Source organism: Nostoc sp. FACHB-152 (genome assembly GCF_014697475.1).
Taxonomy (GTDB): domain Bacteria; phylum Cyanobacteriota; class Cyanobacteriia; order Cyanobacteriales; family Nostocaceae; genus Nostoc_B.
On the sequence record NZ_JACJRV010000003.1, the window covers coordinates 174,161 to 188,539 of the forward strand.

15 protein-coding genes, 1 tRNA gene and 1 pseudogene are annotated in these 14,379 nt (G+C 39.2%); 8 read left to right on the plus strand and 9 right to left on the minus strand.

The window, feature by feature from the left end; translation table 11 throughout:
• Positions 1-142 precede the first annotated feature (142 nt).
• From H6G76_RS04590 to urtD, 3 genes are read left to right on the plus strand one after another with little or no spacing between them, the layout of a single operon-like run.
• A complete protein-coding gene (locus H6G76_RS04590; RefSeq protein ID WP_190696030.1) occupies positions 143-1,303 on the plus strand; it encodes an ABC transporter permease subunit in 1,161 nt (386 codons plus the stop codon).
• Between the two features lie 24 nt (positions 1,304-1,327).
• The gene (gene urtC / locus H6G76_RS04595) at positions 1,328-2,446 is read left to right on the plus strand and encodes an urea ABC transporter permease subunit UrtC (RefSeq protein ID WP_190696033.1); all 1,119 of its coding nucleotides are present in this window, start codon (positions 1,328-1,330) and stop codon (positions 2,444-2,446) included.
• A complete protein-coding gene (urtD, locus tag H6G76_RS04600) occupies positions 2,421-3,167 on the plus strand; it encodes an urea ABC transporter ATP-binding protein UrtD (RefSeq protein WP_190696036.1) in 747 nt (248 codons plus the stop codon). The genes urtC and urtD overlap by 26 nt, the downstream gene beginning before the upstream one ends.
• A 30-nt stretch (positions 3,168-3,197) precedes the next feature.
• Here the strand turns inward: urtD and H6G76_RS04605 are convergent, their stop codons facing one another.
• The gene (locus H6G76_RS04605; protein ID WP_242056311.1) at positions 3,198-3,779 is read right to left on the minus strand and encodes a Uma2 family endonuclease; all 582 of its coding nucleotides are present in this window, start codon (positions 3,777-3,779) and stop codon (positions 3,198-3,200) included.
• Between the two features lie 256 nt (positions 3,780-4,035).
• On the opposite strand from H6G76_RS04605, the gene urtE reads away from it, so the two are divergent.
• Entirely contained in the window at positions 4,036-4,734 is a 699-nt protein-coding gene (urtE, locus tag H6G76_RS04610; RefSeq protein ID WP_190696042.1) for an urea ABC transporter ATP-binding subunit UrtE, read from the plus strand.
• Between the two features lie 3 nt (positions 4,735-4,737).
• Here the strand turns inward: urtE and H6G76_RS04615 are convergent, their stop codons facing one another.
• Complete coding sequence (locus tag H6G76_RS04615; RefSeq protein WP_190696045.1) at positions 4,738-5,271, minus strand: 2TM domain-containing protein; 534 nt, start codon at positions 5,269-5,271, stop codon at positions 4,738-4,740.
• 246 nt (positions 5,272-5,517) lie between these two features.
• On the opposite strand from H6G76_RS04615, the gene H6G76_RS04620 reads away from it, so the two are divergent.
• Positions 5,518-6,714, plus strand: a complete 1,197-nt coding sequence (locus H6G76_RS04620; protein WP_313934747.1) for an MFS transporter — start codon at positions 5,518-5,520, stop codon at positions 6,712-6,714.
• Between the two features lie 55 nt (positions 6,715-6,769).
• On the opposite strand, the gene H6G76_RS04625 is transcribed toward H6G76_RS04620, so the two are convergent.
• Positions 6,770-6,843: transfer RNA gene (locus tag H6G76_RS04625), tRNA-Arg, on the minus strand.
• A 37-nt stretch (positions 6,844-6,880) separates the two neighbouring features.
• Here H6G76_RS04625 and moaC point away from each other — a divergent pair.
• Positions 6,881-7,390 carry a cyclic pyranopterin monophosphate synthase MoaC gene (moaC, locus tag H6G76_RS04630; protein WP_190696048.1) on the plus strand — a complete coding sequence of 170 codons (510 nt, stop codon included), beginning with the start codon at positions 6,881-6,883 and terminating at the stop codon, positions 7,388-7,390.
• On the opposite strand, the pseudogene H6G76_RS04635 reads toward moaC, so the two are convergent.
• A pseudogene (locus H6G76_RS04635) lies at positions 7,387-7,581 on the minus strand (DUF2795 domain-containing protein). The gene moaC and the pseudogene H6G76_RS04635 sit on opposite strands and share 4 nt — an antisense overlap.
• A gap of 599 nt (positions 7,582-8,180) precedes the next feature.
• Between H6G76_RS04635 and H6G76_RS04640 the strand changes: the two are divergent.
• A complete protein-coding gene (locus H6G76_RS04640) occupies positions 8,181-8,564 on the plus strand; it encodes a response regulator (RefSeq protein ID WP_190696051.1) in 384 nt (127 codons plus the stop codon).
• Between the two features lie 138 nt (positions 8,565-8,702).
• Here H6G76_RS04640 and H6G76_RS04645 read toward each other — a convergent pair whose 3' ends face one another.
• Together H6G76_RS04645 and H6G76_RS04650 are read right to left on the minus strand one after the other, a co-directional pair.
• On the minus strand, positions 8,703-9,335 hold the full coding sequence (locus H6G76_RS04645; protein WP_190696053.1) for a hypothetical protein: 633 nt from the start codon (positions 9,333-9,335) through the stop codon (positions 8,703-8,705).
• A gap of 65 nt (positions 9,336-9,400) precedes the next feature.
• Entirely contained in the window at positions 9,401-9,976 is a 576-nt protein-coding gene (locus tag H6G76_RS04650; protein ID WP_190696056.1) for an RNA polymerase subunit sigma-24, read from the minus strand.
• 284 nt (positions 9,977-10,260) lie between these two features.
• Between H6G76_RS04650 and H6G76_RS04655 the strand changes: the two genes are divergently transcribed.
• Positions 10,261-11,265, plus strand: coding sequence for a saccharopine dehydrogenase-like oxidoreductase (locus H6G76_RS04655; RefSeq protein WP_190696059.1), 1,005 nt, complete (start codon positions 10,261-10,263; stop codon positions 11,263-11,265).
• 11 nt (positions 11,266-11,276) lie between these two features.
• On the opposite strand, the gene H6G76_RS04660 is transcribed toward H6G76_RS04655, so the two are convergent.
• From H6G76_RS04660 to H6G76_RS04670, 3 genes are all read right to left on the minus strand, one after another.
• A complete protein-coding gene (locus tag H6G76_RS04660) occupies positions 11,277-11,834 on the minus strand; it encodes a hypothetical protein (protein ID WP_190696449.1) in 558 nt (185 codons plus the stop codon).
• A 92-nt stretch (positions 11,835-11,926) separates the two neighbouring features.
• Positions 11,927-13,147: a type II secretion system F family protein gene (locus H6G76_RS04665; protein ID WP_190696062.1), complete on the minus strand. Its 1,221-nt coding sequence runs from the start codon at positions 13,145-13,147 to the stop codon at positions 11,927-11,929.
• A 95-nt stretch (positions 13,148-13,242) separates the two neighbouring features.
• Entirely contained in the window at positions 13,243-14,364 is a 1,122-nt protein-coding gene (locus tag H6G76_RS04670; protein ID WP_190696065.1) for a type IV pilus twitching motility protein PilT, read from the minus strand.
• Positions 14,365-14,379 lie beyond the last annotated feature (15 nt).

Consider the following 14,379-nt stretch of genomic DNA (forward strand, 5'->3'; position numbering starts at 1 on the left):
TCAAAGATCAATAGTTAAGAATCGTAGGTTGGGTGTAGCGATAGCGAAACCCAACAAAGTCTTGATAATTTTGGGTTCTTTTCCTCTACCCAACCTACTAGCTTTAAACTGTTGACCTATCACTAATAATCCGGGTAAAAAAGTGTTAACAGGTTTTTTAGATGCTGTATTTAATGGGATTAGTATCGGTGCTGTATTATTAATTGCAGCCTTGGGACTCGCCATAATATTTGGTTTGATGGGTGTGATTAATATGGCGCATGGCGAATTAATGATGTTTGGTGCTTATGCCACATTTGTTGTGCAGAATGGATGCAAACAATTAGGTGGTTTCTGGTTTGAAATTTATATCTTTTTGGCTTTAATAATCGCTTTTGTTTTTACTGCTGGTGTAGGGTTAATTCTAGAGAGAGGTGTAATTCGTTATCTATATGGGCGACCTCTAGAAACTTTACTAGCTACTTGGGGAGTAAGTTTAATTTTTCAGCAGTTTGTTCGCAGCGTAAATTGGGTGCTGATAATTGGGATAGTTTTATTTTCTCTGCTATTTTTTGGAGGTAAGAGATTTTTAAATTCACGAACAAATGTAGAGAGAATTCGTAAATGGGGTACGGCTGTGATATTGTTACTTTCTGGAGGAGTAGCGATCGCAATCACTAATTTATTAAGCCAAACTTATCAACTAACAGTAACGCAACCGTGGTTTGGCGCACAAAATGTGGATGTCACAGCACCTAGTTGGTTACAAGCCGGAATATCTTTGGGTGGTGTGCAAATACCATTTGCCAGATTATTTATTATTACTTTAACAATAATCTGTGTGGTGGGAATTTATCTATTCTTACAACGTTCTAATTGGGGATTAAGAATTAGGGCGGTAACACAAAACCGCAGCATGAGTGCTTGTTTGGGTATCCCAACTCAAAAAGTTGACGCTATCACTTTTGCTTTAGGTTCTGGTTTAGCTGGTGTGGCTGGATGTGCAATTAGTTTACTCGGTTCTGTTGGGCCAAATACTGGACAAAATTATATTATCGACACCTTTATGGTGGTTGTAGTCGGTGGTGTCGGTAATTTAGTCGGAACTATTGTTGCTGCTTTAGGAATAGGTACAGCTAATTTTTTAATTGGTTCTGGGACTTTGAGTTTATTATTTACGCCTGTAAAACCTTTAGCAGATTTATTTAGTTTTTTCGCTACAACCAGTATGGCTAAAGTGTTGGTATTTGCGCTAATTATTGGGTTTTTACAATGGAAACCTGCGGGGATTTTTCCGCAAAAAGGCCGGACTGTTGATGTTTAAACCGCAGAGGCGCGGAGGGTGTGTATGAAGCAGGGGGGAAGGTTAATTTTAATTGAGGTTGGGATAGTAGTAGCGATCGCACTTATCCTCATCTTAATTATGCCAGTGCTGCTTTCAGAATTCCGTCTGAATTTGTTAGGGCGATTTTTATCCCTGGCTATTGTGGCTTTGGGTATTGATTTGATTTGGGGTTACACTGGGCTACTGAGTTTGGGACATGGAATTTTCTTTGGTTTGGGTGGCTACGCTATAGCTATGTACCTGAAGTTGCAAGTTCCAACAGGGGAGTTACCTGATTTTATGGGCTTGTATGGTGTGACAGAACTTCCTTGGTTTTGGCTACCTTTTTATTCTTTTCCTGTAGCTGTAGCGGCTGTGGTAATTATTCCTGGTTTGCTGGCGGGATTATTAGGATATTTAGTATTTCGCAACCGCATTAAGGGCGTTTATTTTTCAATTTTGACCCAAGCGGCAATTATTGTATTTTTCAACTTTTTTAACGGACAACAACAATTTTTCAACGGCACAAATGGGTTAATAGATTTTACAACTTTGTTTGGGGCAACTGTTAGTGATGCCAAAACCCAATTTGTTTTTTATATTCTAACGGTAGTGTTTCTCGCTATTACCTATGCACTTTGCCGTTGGTTAACAAGTGGACGTTTTGGCAGATTATTAATCGCCATTCGAGATGATGAAAGTCGGGTGAGATTTTCGGGCTACGATCCTACAGATTATAAAACATTAGTCTTTGCAATTTCTGGTGCGATCGCAGGCATAGCAGGAGCATTTTACACCTTACAAAGTGGGTCTGTATCACCCAGAGCAATGGATATTGCTTTTTCGATTGAAATGGTAATTTGGGTAGCCGTAGGAGGACGTTCTACATTAATTGGGGCAGTTGTTGGTACTTTATTAGTCAATTATGCCCGTGTGCTTTTAAGCGAAAAATTTGCCGATATTTGGCTATTTTTCCAAGGCGCATTACTATTAATTGTTGTCACAGTCCTTCCTGATGGCATTGTGGGATGGTTACTAAATCAAAACATTTCACTTTTCCGCCGTCGTCAAAAAATCGCTACATATCCCAGCTTAGAAGAAGACGCAGAAGTGCAAAATGAACGCCAAAATCTTGGAAACTGAAAACGTCACTGTTAGTTTTGATGGTTTTAAAGCTATCAATAACCTAAATTTTAGTATGGATGTGGGTGAATTACGCGTCGTAATTGGCCCGAATGGTGCAGGAAAAACGACATTTCTTGATGTAATTACAGGCAAAGTTCAACCAACTACAGGACGAGTTTTATTCAAAGGTAAAAATCTGCGTTCCTTGCGCGAACATCAAATTGCCCGGTTAGGAATTGGACGTAAGTTTCAAACGCCTAGAGTTTATCTCAACCTTACACCACGCGAAAATCTAGAAATTACCAGCAACCGGAATAAAAACGTTTTTTCTACATTATTTGGGCGTTCTCATACTACTGAAAAAAAGAATATTGCAGGGTTATTAGAAACAATAGGTTTAACATCTAAAGCTGACATCCCATCCGCTTTACTAGCCCACGGCGAAAAGCAACGTTTAGAAATTGGAATGTTAGTAGCACAATCTCCTGACTTATTACTTGTTGATGAACCAGTAGCAGGTTTAACAGATGAAGAAACTTATAACATCGGCGAATTACTGTTAACTTTAGCTCAAAGTCATTCAATTTTAGTAATTGAACATGACATGGAATTCGTCAGACAAATAGCGAGAAAAGTCACAGTATTACATGAAGGTTCAGTCTTGTGTGAAGGCAATTTTGAGGAAGTGCAAAATGACCGTCGTGTTATTGAAGTATATTTAGGACAACAGCAAGAATGAAAAAATCCGTCTATTATATTTACGTGGTAATTATGGTCTATTTGCGCTATTAAACACCTGCTCTACTGTTAGCGTCCAATCTGGAATTACTACTGATTCTATAGAATTTGCAGATGTAAACACCTTATCCTCATACTGTCCTTCCACCCACTGACAAACCGTAATTTGTTGTATTTCTGGGTCAACAATCCAATACTCTAATATTTCTCTAGCAGCATATTCCGTCCGCTTGTAGCGATAATCACGAACACGGTTTGCCGTTCCCGGAGAAACAATTTCAATTACTAATGCAGGCGGTGGCATATCACGGGTGAGGGTAGCACGAGTAGTACCAACAAGGGCAGCATAAGATTCTTCTGTATGAACCATTAAGTCGGGTAAACGACATCTAGCCCTTCGTCCTGCAACCTCAATTTCTGTATCCTTATGAGCAACTAAATAAAAGGCAAAATGTTTGAGTAGTTCAACGAATAAAAATCTTGCCAGGTTACTATTTTCCTGACTTTCTGGTGGCATTTCAACTAACTCTCCATCCACCAACTCATACCGCGTGTCTGTACCATCGTCATATGCAAGATACTCCTCAAATGTCAACAATTTTTTGGTTTTCATCGTTTGAGTCATTTACTTTGCATAGCATCTATATATTATGAAGTATGAGCTATATACTCCAGTTAGCCAAATAGTCAATTTAATTTCTGACTCGAAAACCAATTTTTGCGACTCGAAAACCAATTTTTGCAACTCAAAAACCAATTTTTGCAACTCAAAAACCAATTTTTGCAACTCACAAACCAACTTTTGCGACTCAAAAACCAATTTTTGCGACTCGTATCAAGACGTAATTACCGCAAATATACTGTTATTTATGCTAAAAATCTCAAACCTCAACGTTTACTACGGTGAAAGCCACATTCTTCGCAACGTAGATATGACAGTACCATCCGGGCAAATGGTTTGTTTAATTGGCCGCAATGGTGTTGGTAAAACAACCATGCTGAAAACAATTATGGGTTTACTCAAACCCCGTAGTGGCACAATTAACTTTGCTGAGGAATTAATTAACGCCAAATCCCCAGATCAAAGGGCAAAAATGGGTATTGGTTATGTACCCCAGGGACGAGAAATTATTCCGCGTTTAACAGTCAAAGAAAATCTGCTACTAGGGTTAGAAGCTAGACGGAAACAGCCAAAAAAAGCCGAAATTCCCGAAGAAATTTTCAGCTTGTTTCCTGTGTTGAAAACTATGCTGTCGCGGATGGGGGGAGATTTGAGTGGTGGACAACAGCAACAACTAGCGATCGCCCGTGCTTTAATGGGACAACCACAATTACTCGTATTAGATGAACCTACCGAAGGTATTCAACCCTCAATCATCTTAGAAATTGAAGCCGCAGTCCGTCGCATCGTTGAAACAACAGGTATTTCTGTATTACTAGTAGAGCAACATTTACACTTTGTGCGTCAAGCTGATTACTATTACGCCATGCAAAAAGGTGCTATTGTTGCCTCTGGTTCGACTAACGAACTTAGCCAAGATGTAATTCAAAGATTTTTGGCAGTTTAATGCCTAAATCTGCAATGCTTTAAACCATCTATTTACAAGAGTATTAGCAGTTTGCAAAACTGTATTGGCGGTTTGCTTTAGCTGATTCTTGCGATACCATTTTTGAAAAGCCATTTCATACTCTTCACCTTTGGCATGAAAGTTATTCCAAAAATCTAGCCCTATTTTCAATCCCCAGAAGAGGAAAATGTACAGCGACCAAGGGAAAATCAAAATATGACCACTGGTAGCAAGAAAATTAATTCCTATTAAAACAGTATTGACAATCGCAAAATTGCCCAAACGCTTTTTAGATTTTGAGAGACGGTAAGCGTCAAAAGCCTGGCGTTGTTGAATTTCACTTTGTTGCGATCGCCAGTCTTTTTCTGCTAGTTGTAAACATTCAGGCGAAATGTCTAACTCTCCAGCAATTTCTGACAGCAATTCGTAAGAAAATTCTTTTTCTTGGTCATCAGATTGACGCGCGATCGCCAACTGAAGAATGCGTTGTACATCTTCTTGGCTATAACGATTGTGATTCGATTCAAATGCCGCCATAGTTTCTATCTCTTATTTAATTCAATAAAATAAATCACCTGTTAGCTTTAATATATCTAAGCTACTAACATCTACCATCTTTACACTAGCAAATCTAGAAGCTGCTGAAAGTAAAAATATAGATTTTATGACTGAAGCAAGAAGTCATAGCTGCTAGCCAATAATTCAATGCAATTATCCAGCTTTCTGCCAAATTAATATTTTAAAGAGATAATAAGCTGTGAGTTATAGATTTTACAGAAATTCGTGTTGATTCTGTTTATAGCAGGTTTACTATTCTGGTCAAGTACCGCAGCTTTTTTACCAACTTTACCGCTATACATTGAAGATGTAGGCGGTAGCAAACAAGAAATTGGCATTGTCATGGGAGGCTTTGCCATCGGATTATTGCTGTTTCGTCCTATGCTAGGAAAACTAGCCGACCAACATGGACGTAAACTTGTTTTATTAATTGGGATGACAGTAGCAGCGATCGCACCTTTTGGTTATTTAGCGTTTACTTCTATCCCATTATTATTCTGCCTGCGGATTTTTCACGGAGTTAGCATCGCTGCTTTTACCACTGGTTACAGTGCTTTGGTGGCTGATTTAGCTCCTGTTGCCATTCGGGGTGAAATTATTAGTTACATGAGTCTAGCAGCTCCCATCGGTTTAGCCATTGGCCCAGCACTAGGAGGATATTTACAAGCAAGTTTTGGCTATTCGCCGTTATTTTGGTTTACCGCAGCGATCGCTGTTATTGGATTATTGTGTGCATCACAAGTCATCAATCCACCGTTAAATAAACAATCGCCATCAGAAAGCCACAACAGTAATTTTTGGCAAATATTCCTGAGTCCGAGGGTGAGAGTTCCAGCTATTGTGATGTTGCTGGTGGGGACATCTGTTGGTGCTGTGCATATCTTTGTGGCGTTATTTATTAAATCTACTGGGGTCAATTTTCATGGTGGCTGGTTTTTCACAGTTTCAGCAGTCTCCAGTTTTACTATTCGGGTATTTGCTGGCAAAGCGAGCGATCGCGTTGGTCGTGGTTTGTTTATTACCTTCGGAATTTTTGCCTATACCTTGACTTGTCTACTGCTATGGCAAGCAAATAGTACCAATGCATTCTTAATTTCTGCGATCGCAGAAGGCTGTGGTGGTGGGACAGTAATTTCAATGGTGACAACAATGATGGCAGACCGTTCATTGCCACAAGAACGCGGGCGAATTTTTTCCATTTGTATGGCGGGGTTTGACTTCGGAATTGCGATCGCTGCGCCTATCTTTGGATATGTCAGTGAGCAGGTAGGCTACCGCAATATGTTTGGTTACAGTACAGCCTTAACTGTATTAGCATTAGTAATTTTTGTTAGCCTCTGCAATAAGGACTTACCTAGTTCTTTACGTTTTGCTATAGGTCGCGGTGAAGATGCCTATTCCTTGAATAAGATGAATTTATAAATATAAAAGGCAATAGATATATATCTACTGCCTCTTTTCTTTTAAATTAATTAAACGGGCGAGGAGGGATTCGAACCCCCGACACCGTGGTCCGTAGCCACGTGCTCTAGTCCACTGAGCTACACGCCCCTGCCAGAAAAATATAGTAGCACTACATTCCTTAGAAATGCAAGACAATTCTCCAAAAAAATTTTCTACCGACTTAACCCATCTAGACGCTCAAGGACAAGCACGGATGGTGGATGTTTCTGACAAAGCACTCACAGTCCGCCAAGCAGTTGCCGCCGCTAGGGTGCGGATGTTGCCAGAAACATTAGCAGCCATAGAAGCTGGCAATACTCCTAAAGGTGACGTGCTGGCAACCGCCCGGATAGCTGGGATTATGGCTGCTAAACAAACATCGAATTTAATTCCCTTATGTCATCCACTGCCATTGCAAAAAGTTGCTGTGGAAATTATTCCCGATCCCCAACTACCTGGTTATCAAATTCAAGCCACCGTTAAAACCAAAGCTGAAACTGGAGTAGAAATGGAAGCATTAACTGCCGTTTCTGTAGCAGCATTGACTTTATACGATATGGCGAAAGCCTTAGAAAAATCGATTCAAATTGAATCGATTTACTTAATCAGTAAAACTGGTGGTAAATCAGGAGATTACTTAAATACAAAAATTTAGTTTTGGTTAACATCTTTTGGGCTTTCAAATTCTGCGTCATCTGGTAATTCTTCTAATATAGAGATAACCTAGCGATCGCCTCCTTGCTTTTGAGCATGACTAACTAATTCTTGCTTACTGGCAGGATAGTCAACACCCTTCAAATGTTTTTGAATTTCGATTGGGTTTGTCTTAGCTAGGTTTACCTCCAACTTTTCATTATTTCTCCTATCTTTACTAAGTAATATATTGTCTTATTCTCACAAGAGTTAGAACTATTTTTAATAGGTATACAGATAAATATATTTCATTATTTAATGCAATTTTTTATTATTTAATATTGTATATGTCTGTTGATATTGTTCGTTAAATATAGAACTCATATTTGATTTTTGAAAAAAATCAGTGTATTGTTACCTCCTTCTTTACTGTTACTTATTGCCTCTTGCCTGACTACACAAGTATGTTCATTAATTAAACCGGATTCCTATATAATTTCTAGATTTAGTTTATTAATTTTATATATAAACAAATTTTTATAATCGAATAGGTAAATAATTGTATTTTTATAATAGTTTTTGAGCGATGACATAAACAACGCAAATACTTTAAAATGGTAATTTATTGCTAAAATCAATTAATTAATATAGACGTAATATCTAAGCTTATATAGTAATTTTATTTGATTTTTTCAAAAATCAGTGTGTTGTTACCTGCCTTCTTTACTGTTGCCTATTGCCTCTTGTCTAACTACAGAACTATGTTCATTAATCAATCCAGATTCCTATATTTACTAATCAAAAAACTATAAATGAATAATCAGAGTAGAGAAAAGCGTAAAGTCCTGATTGCAGATGATGATGATGATAATCGAGCTATGCTTGCGTTTCTGCTAGAGGAAGAAGGGTGGGAAACACAAGAAGCTAAGAATGGCAAAGAAGCTATAGAAAAAATTATTAAAGAGCAACCAGATTTATTAATTTTAGATAATATGATGCCGGAACTAACAGGAGTTCAGGTGTATCAGCATATTCAATCACAAGGCATTAAGGTAGTAGTTATATTAGTTACAGCCCACGGCTATCTAGACGAACTAGCCTCATCCTTGGGAATCGCTGATTTTATTTCTAAACCGTATGATATTCCAGATTTATTAAAAACTATAGAATCGGCTTATCAGAAATCGCACCATTAGTTATGCTCGAATTTATTCATTTTCAGTTTCTTATGCTGCAAACTGAAATTGTTTGTATAAATCAGCGATCGCTATCTCTACATTTATATTTCGGCAGTCGCGTTATTTATCAGAGCAATCTATAAAAACTTAAACAAACTAACTAGTGAGAGATTTTAACAACTTAAACTGCTCCATTCCAAAATATAAATAGTCAGATTTAGCTTCAAATAAATGACAACTATCATAACTGAAGTTAAACTCAAAGCCGATATCTTTTGAAGAAGTCAATAATTTCAATATATTAGGTAGTGCTAGGCGGTGAAACATAGGAAGATGAATACGTAAAATCTCACTCTCAACGGTGTACCATTGCCACAGCCATAAAATAGATGGGCTTGCAAATTTTGTCTCAATTCCTGCTTTCCTAAGATTAGTTTTTAGTTTAATAATTGAAGATTCATCATTACTATAAAACTTAAATCTCATTGATTGGCCATAAACGCTACTAACTTCCTTGTATGCGTCTCTTACAACTCCAATAGGAATATCAGGGCTTACTGTTAAACCGTTTGGATAAATTACACTTGCTTGAAACCCTGGATATGTTTGACTAAATCGAGTTTCTAGCCATTTTGATATGGGCATCTGGCGATTTGCTGCACGGCTAAAAGGATACTCATCAGAACGAAGATTTGTAGATTTTGCAGAATTTAATTTTTTGCCAGAAACTAAAACTTCAAATCTTTCTACGTACCTTATTCTTTCAGTAATTTCTTGATGTATTCGCATTATATTTAAAATTTTTTTTACTCCAATGCATTATTAAACTGCATTGGATGAGTGAGTTAAAGTAATTATTTACCGCCGCCGAACAGTTTGTATATTCCGTATCCAATAGCACCCGCAGCAACAACAGGTGCAGCAGCAACTATGGCAGTACCAGCAATTGCACCCCCTCCAACAACACCACCTATACCAGCAAGGGTACTCATAATTGCAGCACCAGAAGCACCAGCTGCTACTGTTACAGCACCAGCACCAGCGATACCAGCAGCAGCACCAATGTTTGTAGCTGTTCTTGCAGCTGCGCGAGCATTGCGTTCTTCCTCAGGTAAATCTGGTTGGTCTTTAAATAAAGTTTCATTCATTATTTTTGCCCCAGCATAAGCAGGGCCGGCTGCCAGTACCGCAGGAGCCGCAGCCATTCCACCACCAACCACACCTCCTGCTGCTGCTAGACCAGAGGTAATTCCTGCTCCTGAAGTTGCTGCCACAGATAGCCCTGTAGCAGCACTAACAGCAGCACCTGCTGCTGCACTAGTCTCTGCAACTGCTCGTATAGTTTTTATATCTTTAATCCCTAAAGTTTTTTCAACGGCAGTTTCTACACCTTTTTCAACAGCTTTATTAGCAATATCTTTTAAATCCATAAATTTAGTTTTTCCTAATTTTCGGAGACGATACAATATTAATAGAACATAATTTATACCAAATACAAATCAGTATTAACCCTGAGAAAATATCTGCGTACTTCAAATAACTCAGCAAGAAATTCTGGTAAAAAACTAATCTAGTTGGGGAAGAAACCAGGATAATGAAGCATAATTAACCTTTATAGGTTTGAGCGATGCCTAACGGCAAGTCGCAAAACGGCTACGCCATCAACCAAAATGGTTCATCGTCCAGACTTGTGATTCAACTTAAGTAATTAACTATGAGTACAGCAAATATTGCACCAGCTATACGTGTCGGAGTATTAGGTTTCGGTGGACTTGGACAAGCAGCCGCCAAGGTACTTGCTGGTAAACGAGAAATGACTTTAGTCGCAGTAGCAGATCAAAAAGGCTATGCCTACGCTGCTGAAGGTTTAAACTTTAAAGATTGTATTGCCACTTATCAGTCTCAAGGTTCTGTAGGTTATTTAGAACCAATTGGTACATTAACGAACAACAGTATTCAAGACTTAATTGATAGCACCCAACCTGTAGACGGGTATTTTTTAGCTTTACCCAACCTACCCAACGACTTTATTCCTTCTGTAGCACGTCAGTTTATTCAATCTGGTTGGCGTGGGGTGTTAGTAGATGCTATTAAGCGCACCAGTGCGGTAGAACAGTTAATTGCGATGAAAGAAGAACTGCAAGCCGCAGGTATTACCTACATGACAGGATGTGGTGCAACACCCGGACTGTTAACTGCGGCGGCGGCCCTAGCCGCCCAAAGCTATGCTGAAATTCATCAAGTAGAAATTACCTTCGGTGTAGGAATTGCTAACTGGGAAGCTTACCGCGCCACCGTTCGAGAAGATATTGGTCATATGCCTGGTTATACAGTAGAAGCGGCAAGGGCAATGACTGACGCAGAGGTAGAAGCCTTATTAGATAAAACAAATGGCGTGTTGACCTTAGAAAATATGGAACACGCCGATGATGTGATGTTAGAGTTAGCAGGAATAGTAGAACGCGATCGCGTAACTGTTGGTGGTGTTGTAGATACGCGCAATCCCAAAAAACCCCTCAGCACCAACGTTAAAGTAACAGGGCGCACTTTTGAAGGTAAGATTTCCACCCACACCTTTACATTAGGAGATGAAACCAGCATGGCAGCAAACGTTTGTGGCCCTGCTTTTGGTTATCTCAAAGCAGGTATGCAATTACATCAACGCGGCATTTACGGCATATTCACTGCGGCTGAAATCATGCCTCAGTTTGTGAAGTAATGGGCTAGAGGTTAGGGGCTAGGGGCTAGCCCCTCTTCATCCCTTCGTTCTTCTTCGATAAACAAATATGATGTTTGCATAACAAATGGTAGTTCTGCACCTATCAGACCGCGTTGAATGCGTTCTGATGTTTCACTAAAAACCACAAATAAAGGATAGATAGCATTAGCCCCTTCACTTAAAACATGACTATGGCGAGGAGGCATTAACCACTCATAGTCTTGATTTAAGTAAACTTGGGTTTGTCGCCAACGCCCCAATAAATCAGAAAAGTCTTCATGGGGACGATGAATAAATATTAAAATTTCGGCTCCAGTTTTAACTTTCCATTCTGGATCGCACATTATAATTGCTACATCACAGGGTAGACGCATTGCCTGTGGAGTCTCGGACTTAGTATTACGCAGGCGCACAATTGGCAGAGGAATAGTAATGACACTTTCATCTGGACGACGCAAACTAGGAATCATTTCTAAGTATGGTCGGTGTTGTTTAAGAAGAGCGATCGCCGCTTGATGATTGCTATACTCTGCCAAGCTGGCTTCATAATGAGATTTCTGCACAGGCATAATGTTATTAAGTATGAAATGTGTAGACGCTTCTAGCGGCTTGCCGTAGGCTAGGATGAAGGATGAAATTTTCTCTTCATCCTTCCGATTTTTCATCCCAGCTTTTCAAATACTTTGAATAGTGGCAGATACATTGCTAAAATAATTGTCCCAACCATGCCCCCTAAAACTACAATCATCAGAGGTTCCAAAATACTGGTTAGTGCTTTTACTGTTTGCTCAACCTCATCTTCATAGAAATCGGCAACTTTCATCAACATTGCATCTAATTCCCCAGTTTCTTCGCCAATACTCATCATTTGAATTGCCATAGGAGGAAAAATTTTCTCTTTTTGCAACGCAATACTAATCATGCCTCCCTGTTGAACTTCTAAACGCGCTGCATCTATGGCATTAGCAACGATTTGGTTGCCTGATGTATCTCGAACAATTTCTAAAGAAGTCAGAATTGGTACCCCTGAGCGAGTTAAAGCACCAAAGGTGCGGCTAAAACGAGCAACCGCAGATTTTTGAATCAACTCACCAAATAACGGCACTTTTAGAGAAAGACGGTCAATGGTTTGACGACCAGCTTCTGTTTTGTAAAACTGCTTATAGGCAAATCCTAAACCTATCAAACCTGCAATAATTACCACAGACCAAAAACTTCTCAAAATTGCACTACAAATCATCAAAAATTCAGTTAAAGCCGGTAATTCAGTTCCTAAATCTTTAAAGATACCAGCAAAAATAGGGATAAGAAAAACTGTCATCCCAACAAAGATAGTGACAGCTATAAAACCCACAACAACTGGATAAGCAAGTGCTGACTTAATTTGGTTTTGTAATCGAGCTACATCTTCTAATAACTTTGCTAAACGACCTAGTACTTCATCTAGTACACCGCCCACTTCGCCAGCTTGAATCATACTCACATACAAACCATCAAAACAGTCAGGATGTTTCCGCATGGCATCGGAAAGATTAACACCACTTTGAACATCGTTACTAATATCAATTAGTGCTTGTTTCAATTTAGGATTAGTACACTGATCGGACAGTACTCCTAAACCTCTGACAATTGCGACTCCAGCATTCACCAAAGTAGCAAGTTGTCTAGAAAAAACTGCTTTCTCTTTAATTGGAACCTTAACAAATGAATTTTGAAATTTTTTGAAGTCAAAAGTTAAAAAGCCTTGAGATTGTTTCAGTTCTTGGACTACAAAACCTTTATCTCTGAGATTAGTACGAGCTTGTGCTAAAGATTCAGCAACAACTGTTTCTTTCCGAGATTTGCCTTGAGGATCTCGAATGCGGGCAACAAAGGTTGGCATAAATTAATAATTTCAAAATTTTAAACTTCTTTTATAGGCAATAGTTAATAGTTTTTTTGACTATTAACTATTCCGTTCTTATTCGAGATGAATTTTTAGTGTGCTTTTGCAGCTCCAGGTTTTGCTGCTGCTTGAGGAGGTGTTGTAGCACCGATGAGACGTTGAATTTCATCTGGCTTAGAAGTTTTAGACATTGCCGCTTCAAAAGAGATAACTCCCGCTTTGTAATAATCTGCTAAAACTTTCTCCAGAGTTTGCATTCCCAATTTGCCGCCAGTCTGAATAGCTGAGTAAATTTGTGATGTTTTACCTTCTCTAATTAAGTTAGAAATAGCCGGAGTAACAATAAGAATTTCTTGAGCCATAACCCGACCATATTCACCTGGTTTGGGGTTTTTCTTGGATACTAAGGTTTGGCTAAATACGGCTACTAGCGAGTTAGATAATTGCACCCGCACTTGAGTTTGTCTTTCATGGGGGAAAACGTCGATAATCCGGTCAACAGTTTGTGCAGCAGAACTGGTGTGTAGTGTACCAAATACCAAGTGTCCGGTTTCTGCTGCGGAAATTGCCAAAGAAATAGTTTCTAAATCCCGCATTTCCCCTACGAGAATAATATCTGGGTCTTCCCGTAGGGCGGCTTTTAAGGCGTTAGCAAAGCTCTTAGTATCCTCTCCCAATTGCCGTTGGTGGACTAAGCTTTTAATTGGTTCGTAGACAAACTCAATCGGGTCTTCCACTGTTAAAATATGCTCTGCTTTAGTGCGGTTAATCAAATCGATCATCGCCGCAAGAGTAGTTGTCTTACCAGAACCAGTAGGGCCAGTTACCAGAATTAATCCTCTAGGTTTATCTGACATTTCCCGCACTACATCGGGTAAACCTAATTTTTCAAAGTTGGGAATCTTGGAACTAAGTGCGCGTAAACAAGCAGCGTAAGATCCCCGTTCTTTGTAAACATTCACCCGAAACCGAGCCAAACCTTTGACACCGTAAGAACAATCTAACTCCCAGGTTTGTTCTAGAGTCTTACGCTGGGTGTTATTGAGCATACTAAAGATTAATCGTTGGCATTGATCACCTGTCAAGACTTGATCGCCAATAGGAGTTAGTTTTCCACTAATACGAAAGTAGGGAGGCAAACCTGCGGATAAGTGCATATCCGAACCACCCATTTCAATCAGCTGCTCCATCAAGTCTTCAATCATCATTTCCATAGTTCTGCTTCCCTT

Bases quoted from the DNA above. Each gene is read 5' to 3' on its own strand.
- urtC (WP_190696033.1), top strand. From the start codon at position 1,328: ATGAAGCAGGGGGGAAGGTTAATTTTAATTGAGGTTGGGATAGTAGTA.
- urtD (WP_190696036.1), top strand. From the start codon at position 2,421: ATGAACGCCAAAATCTTGGAAACTGAAAACGTCACTGTTAGTTTTGAT.
- H6G76_RS04605 (WP_242056311.1), bottom strand. From the start codon at position 3,779: ATGAAAACCAAAAAATTGTTGACATTTGAGGAGTATCTTGCATATGAC.
- urtE (WP_190696042.1), top strand. From the start codon at position 4,036: ATGCTAAAAATCTCAAACCTCAACGTTTACTACGGTGAAAGCCACATT.
- H6G76_RS04615 (WP_190696045.1), bottom strand. From the start codon at position 5,271: ATGGCGGCATTTGAATCGAATCACAATCGTTATAGCCAAGAAGATGTA.
- moaC (WP_190696048.1), top strand. From the start codon at position 6,881: ATGCAAGACAATTCTCCAAAAAAATTTTCTACCGACTTAACCCATCTA.
- H6G76_RS04640 (WP_190696051.1), top strand. From the start codon at position 8,181: ATGAATAATCAGAGTAGAGAAAAGCGTAAAGTCCTGATTGCAGATGAT.
- H6G76_RS04645 (WP_190696053.1), bottom strand. From the start codon at position 9,335: ATGCGAATACATCAAGAAATTACTGAAAGAATAAGGTACGTAGAAAGA.
- H6G76_RS04650 (WP_190696056.1), bottom strand. From the start codon at position 9,976: ATGGATTTAAAAGATATTGCTAATAAAGCTGTTGAAAAAGGTGTAGAA.
- H6G76_RS04655 (WP_190696059.1), top strand. From the start codon at position 10,261: ATGAGTACAGCAAATATTGCACCAGCTATACGTGTCGGAGTATTAGGT.
- H6G76_RS04660 (WP_190696449.1), bottom strand. From the start codon at position 11,834: ATGCCTGTGCAGAAATCTCATTATGAAGCCAGCTTGGCAGAGTATAGC.
- H6G76_RS04665 (WP_190696062.1), bottom strand. From the start codon at position 13,147: ATGCCAACCTTTGTTGCCCGCATTCGAGATCCTCAAGGCAAATCTCGG.
- H6G76_RS04670 (WP_190696065.1), bottom strand. From the start codon at position 14,364: ATGGAAATGATGATTGAAGACTTGATGGAGCAGCTGATTGAAATGGGT.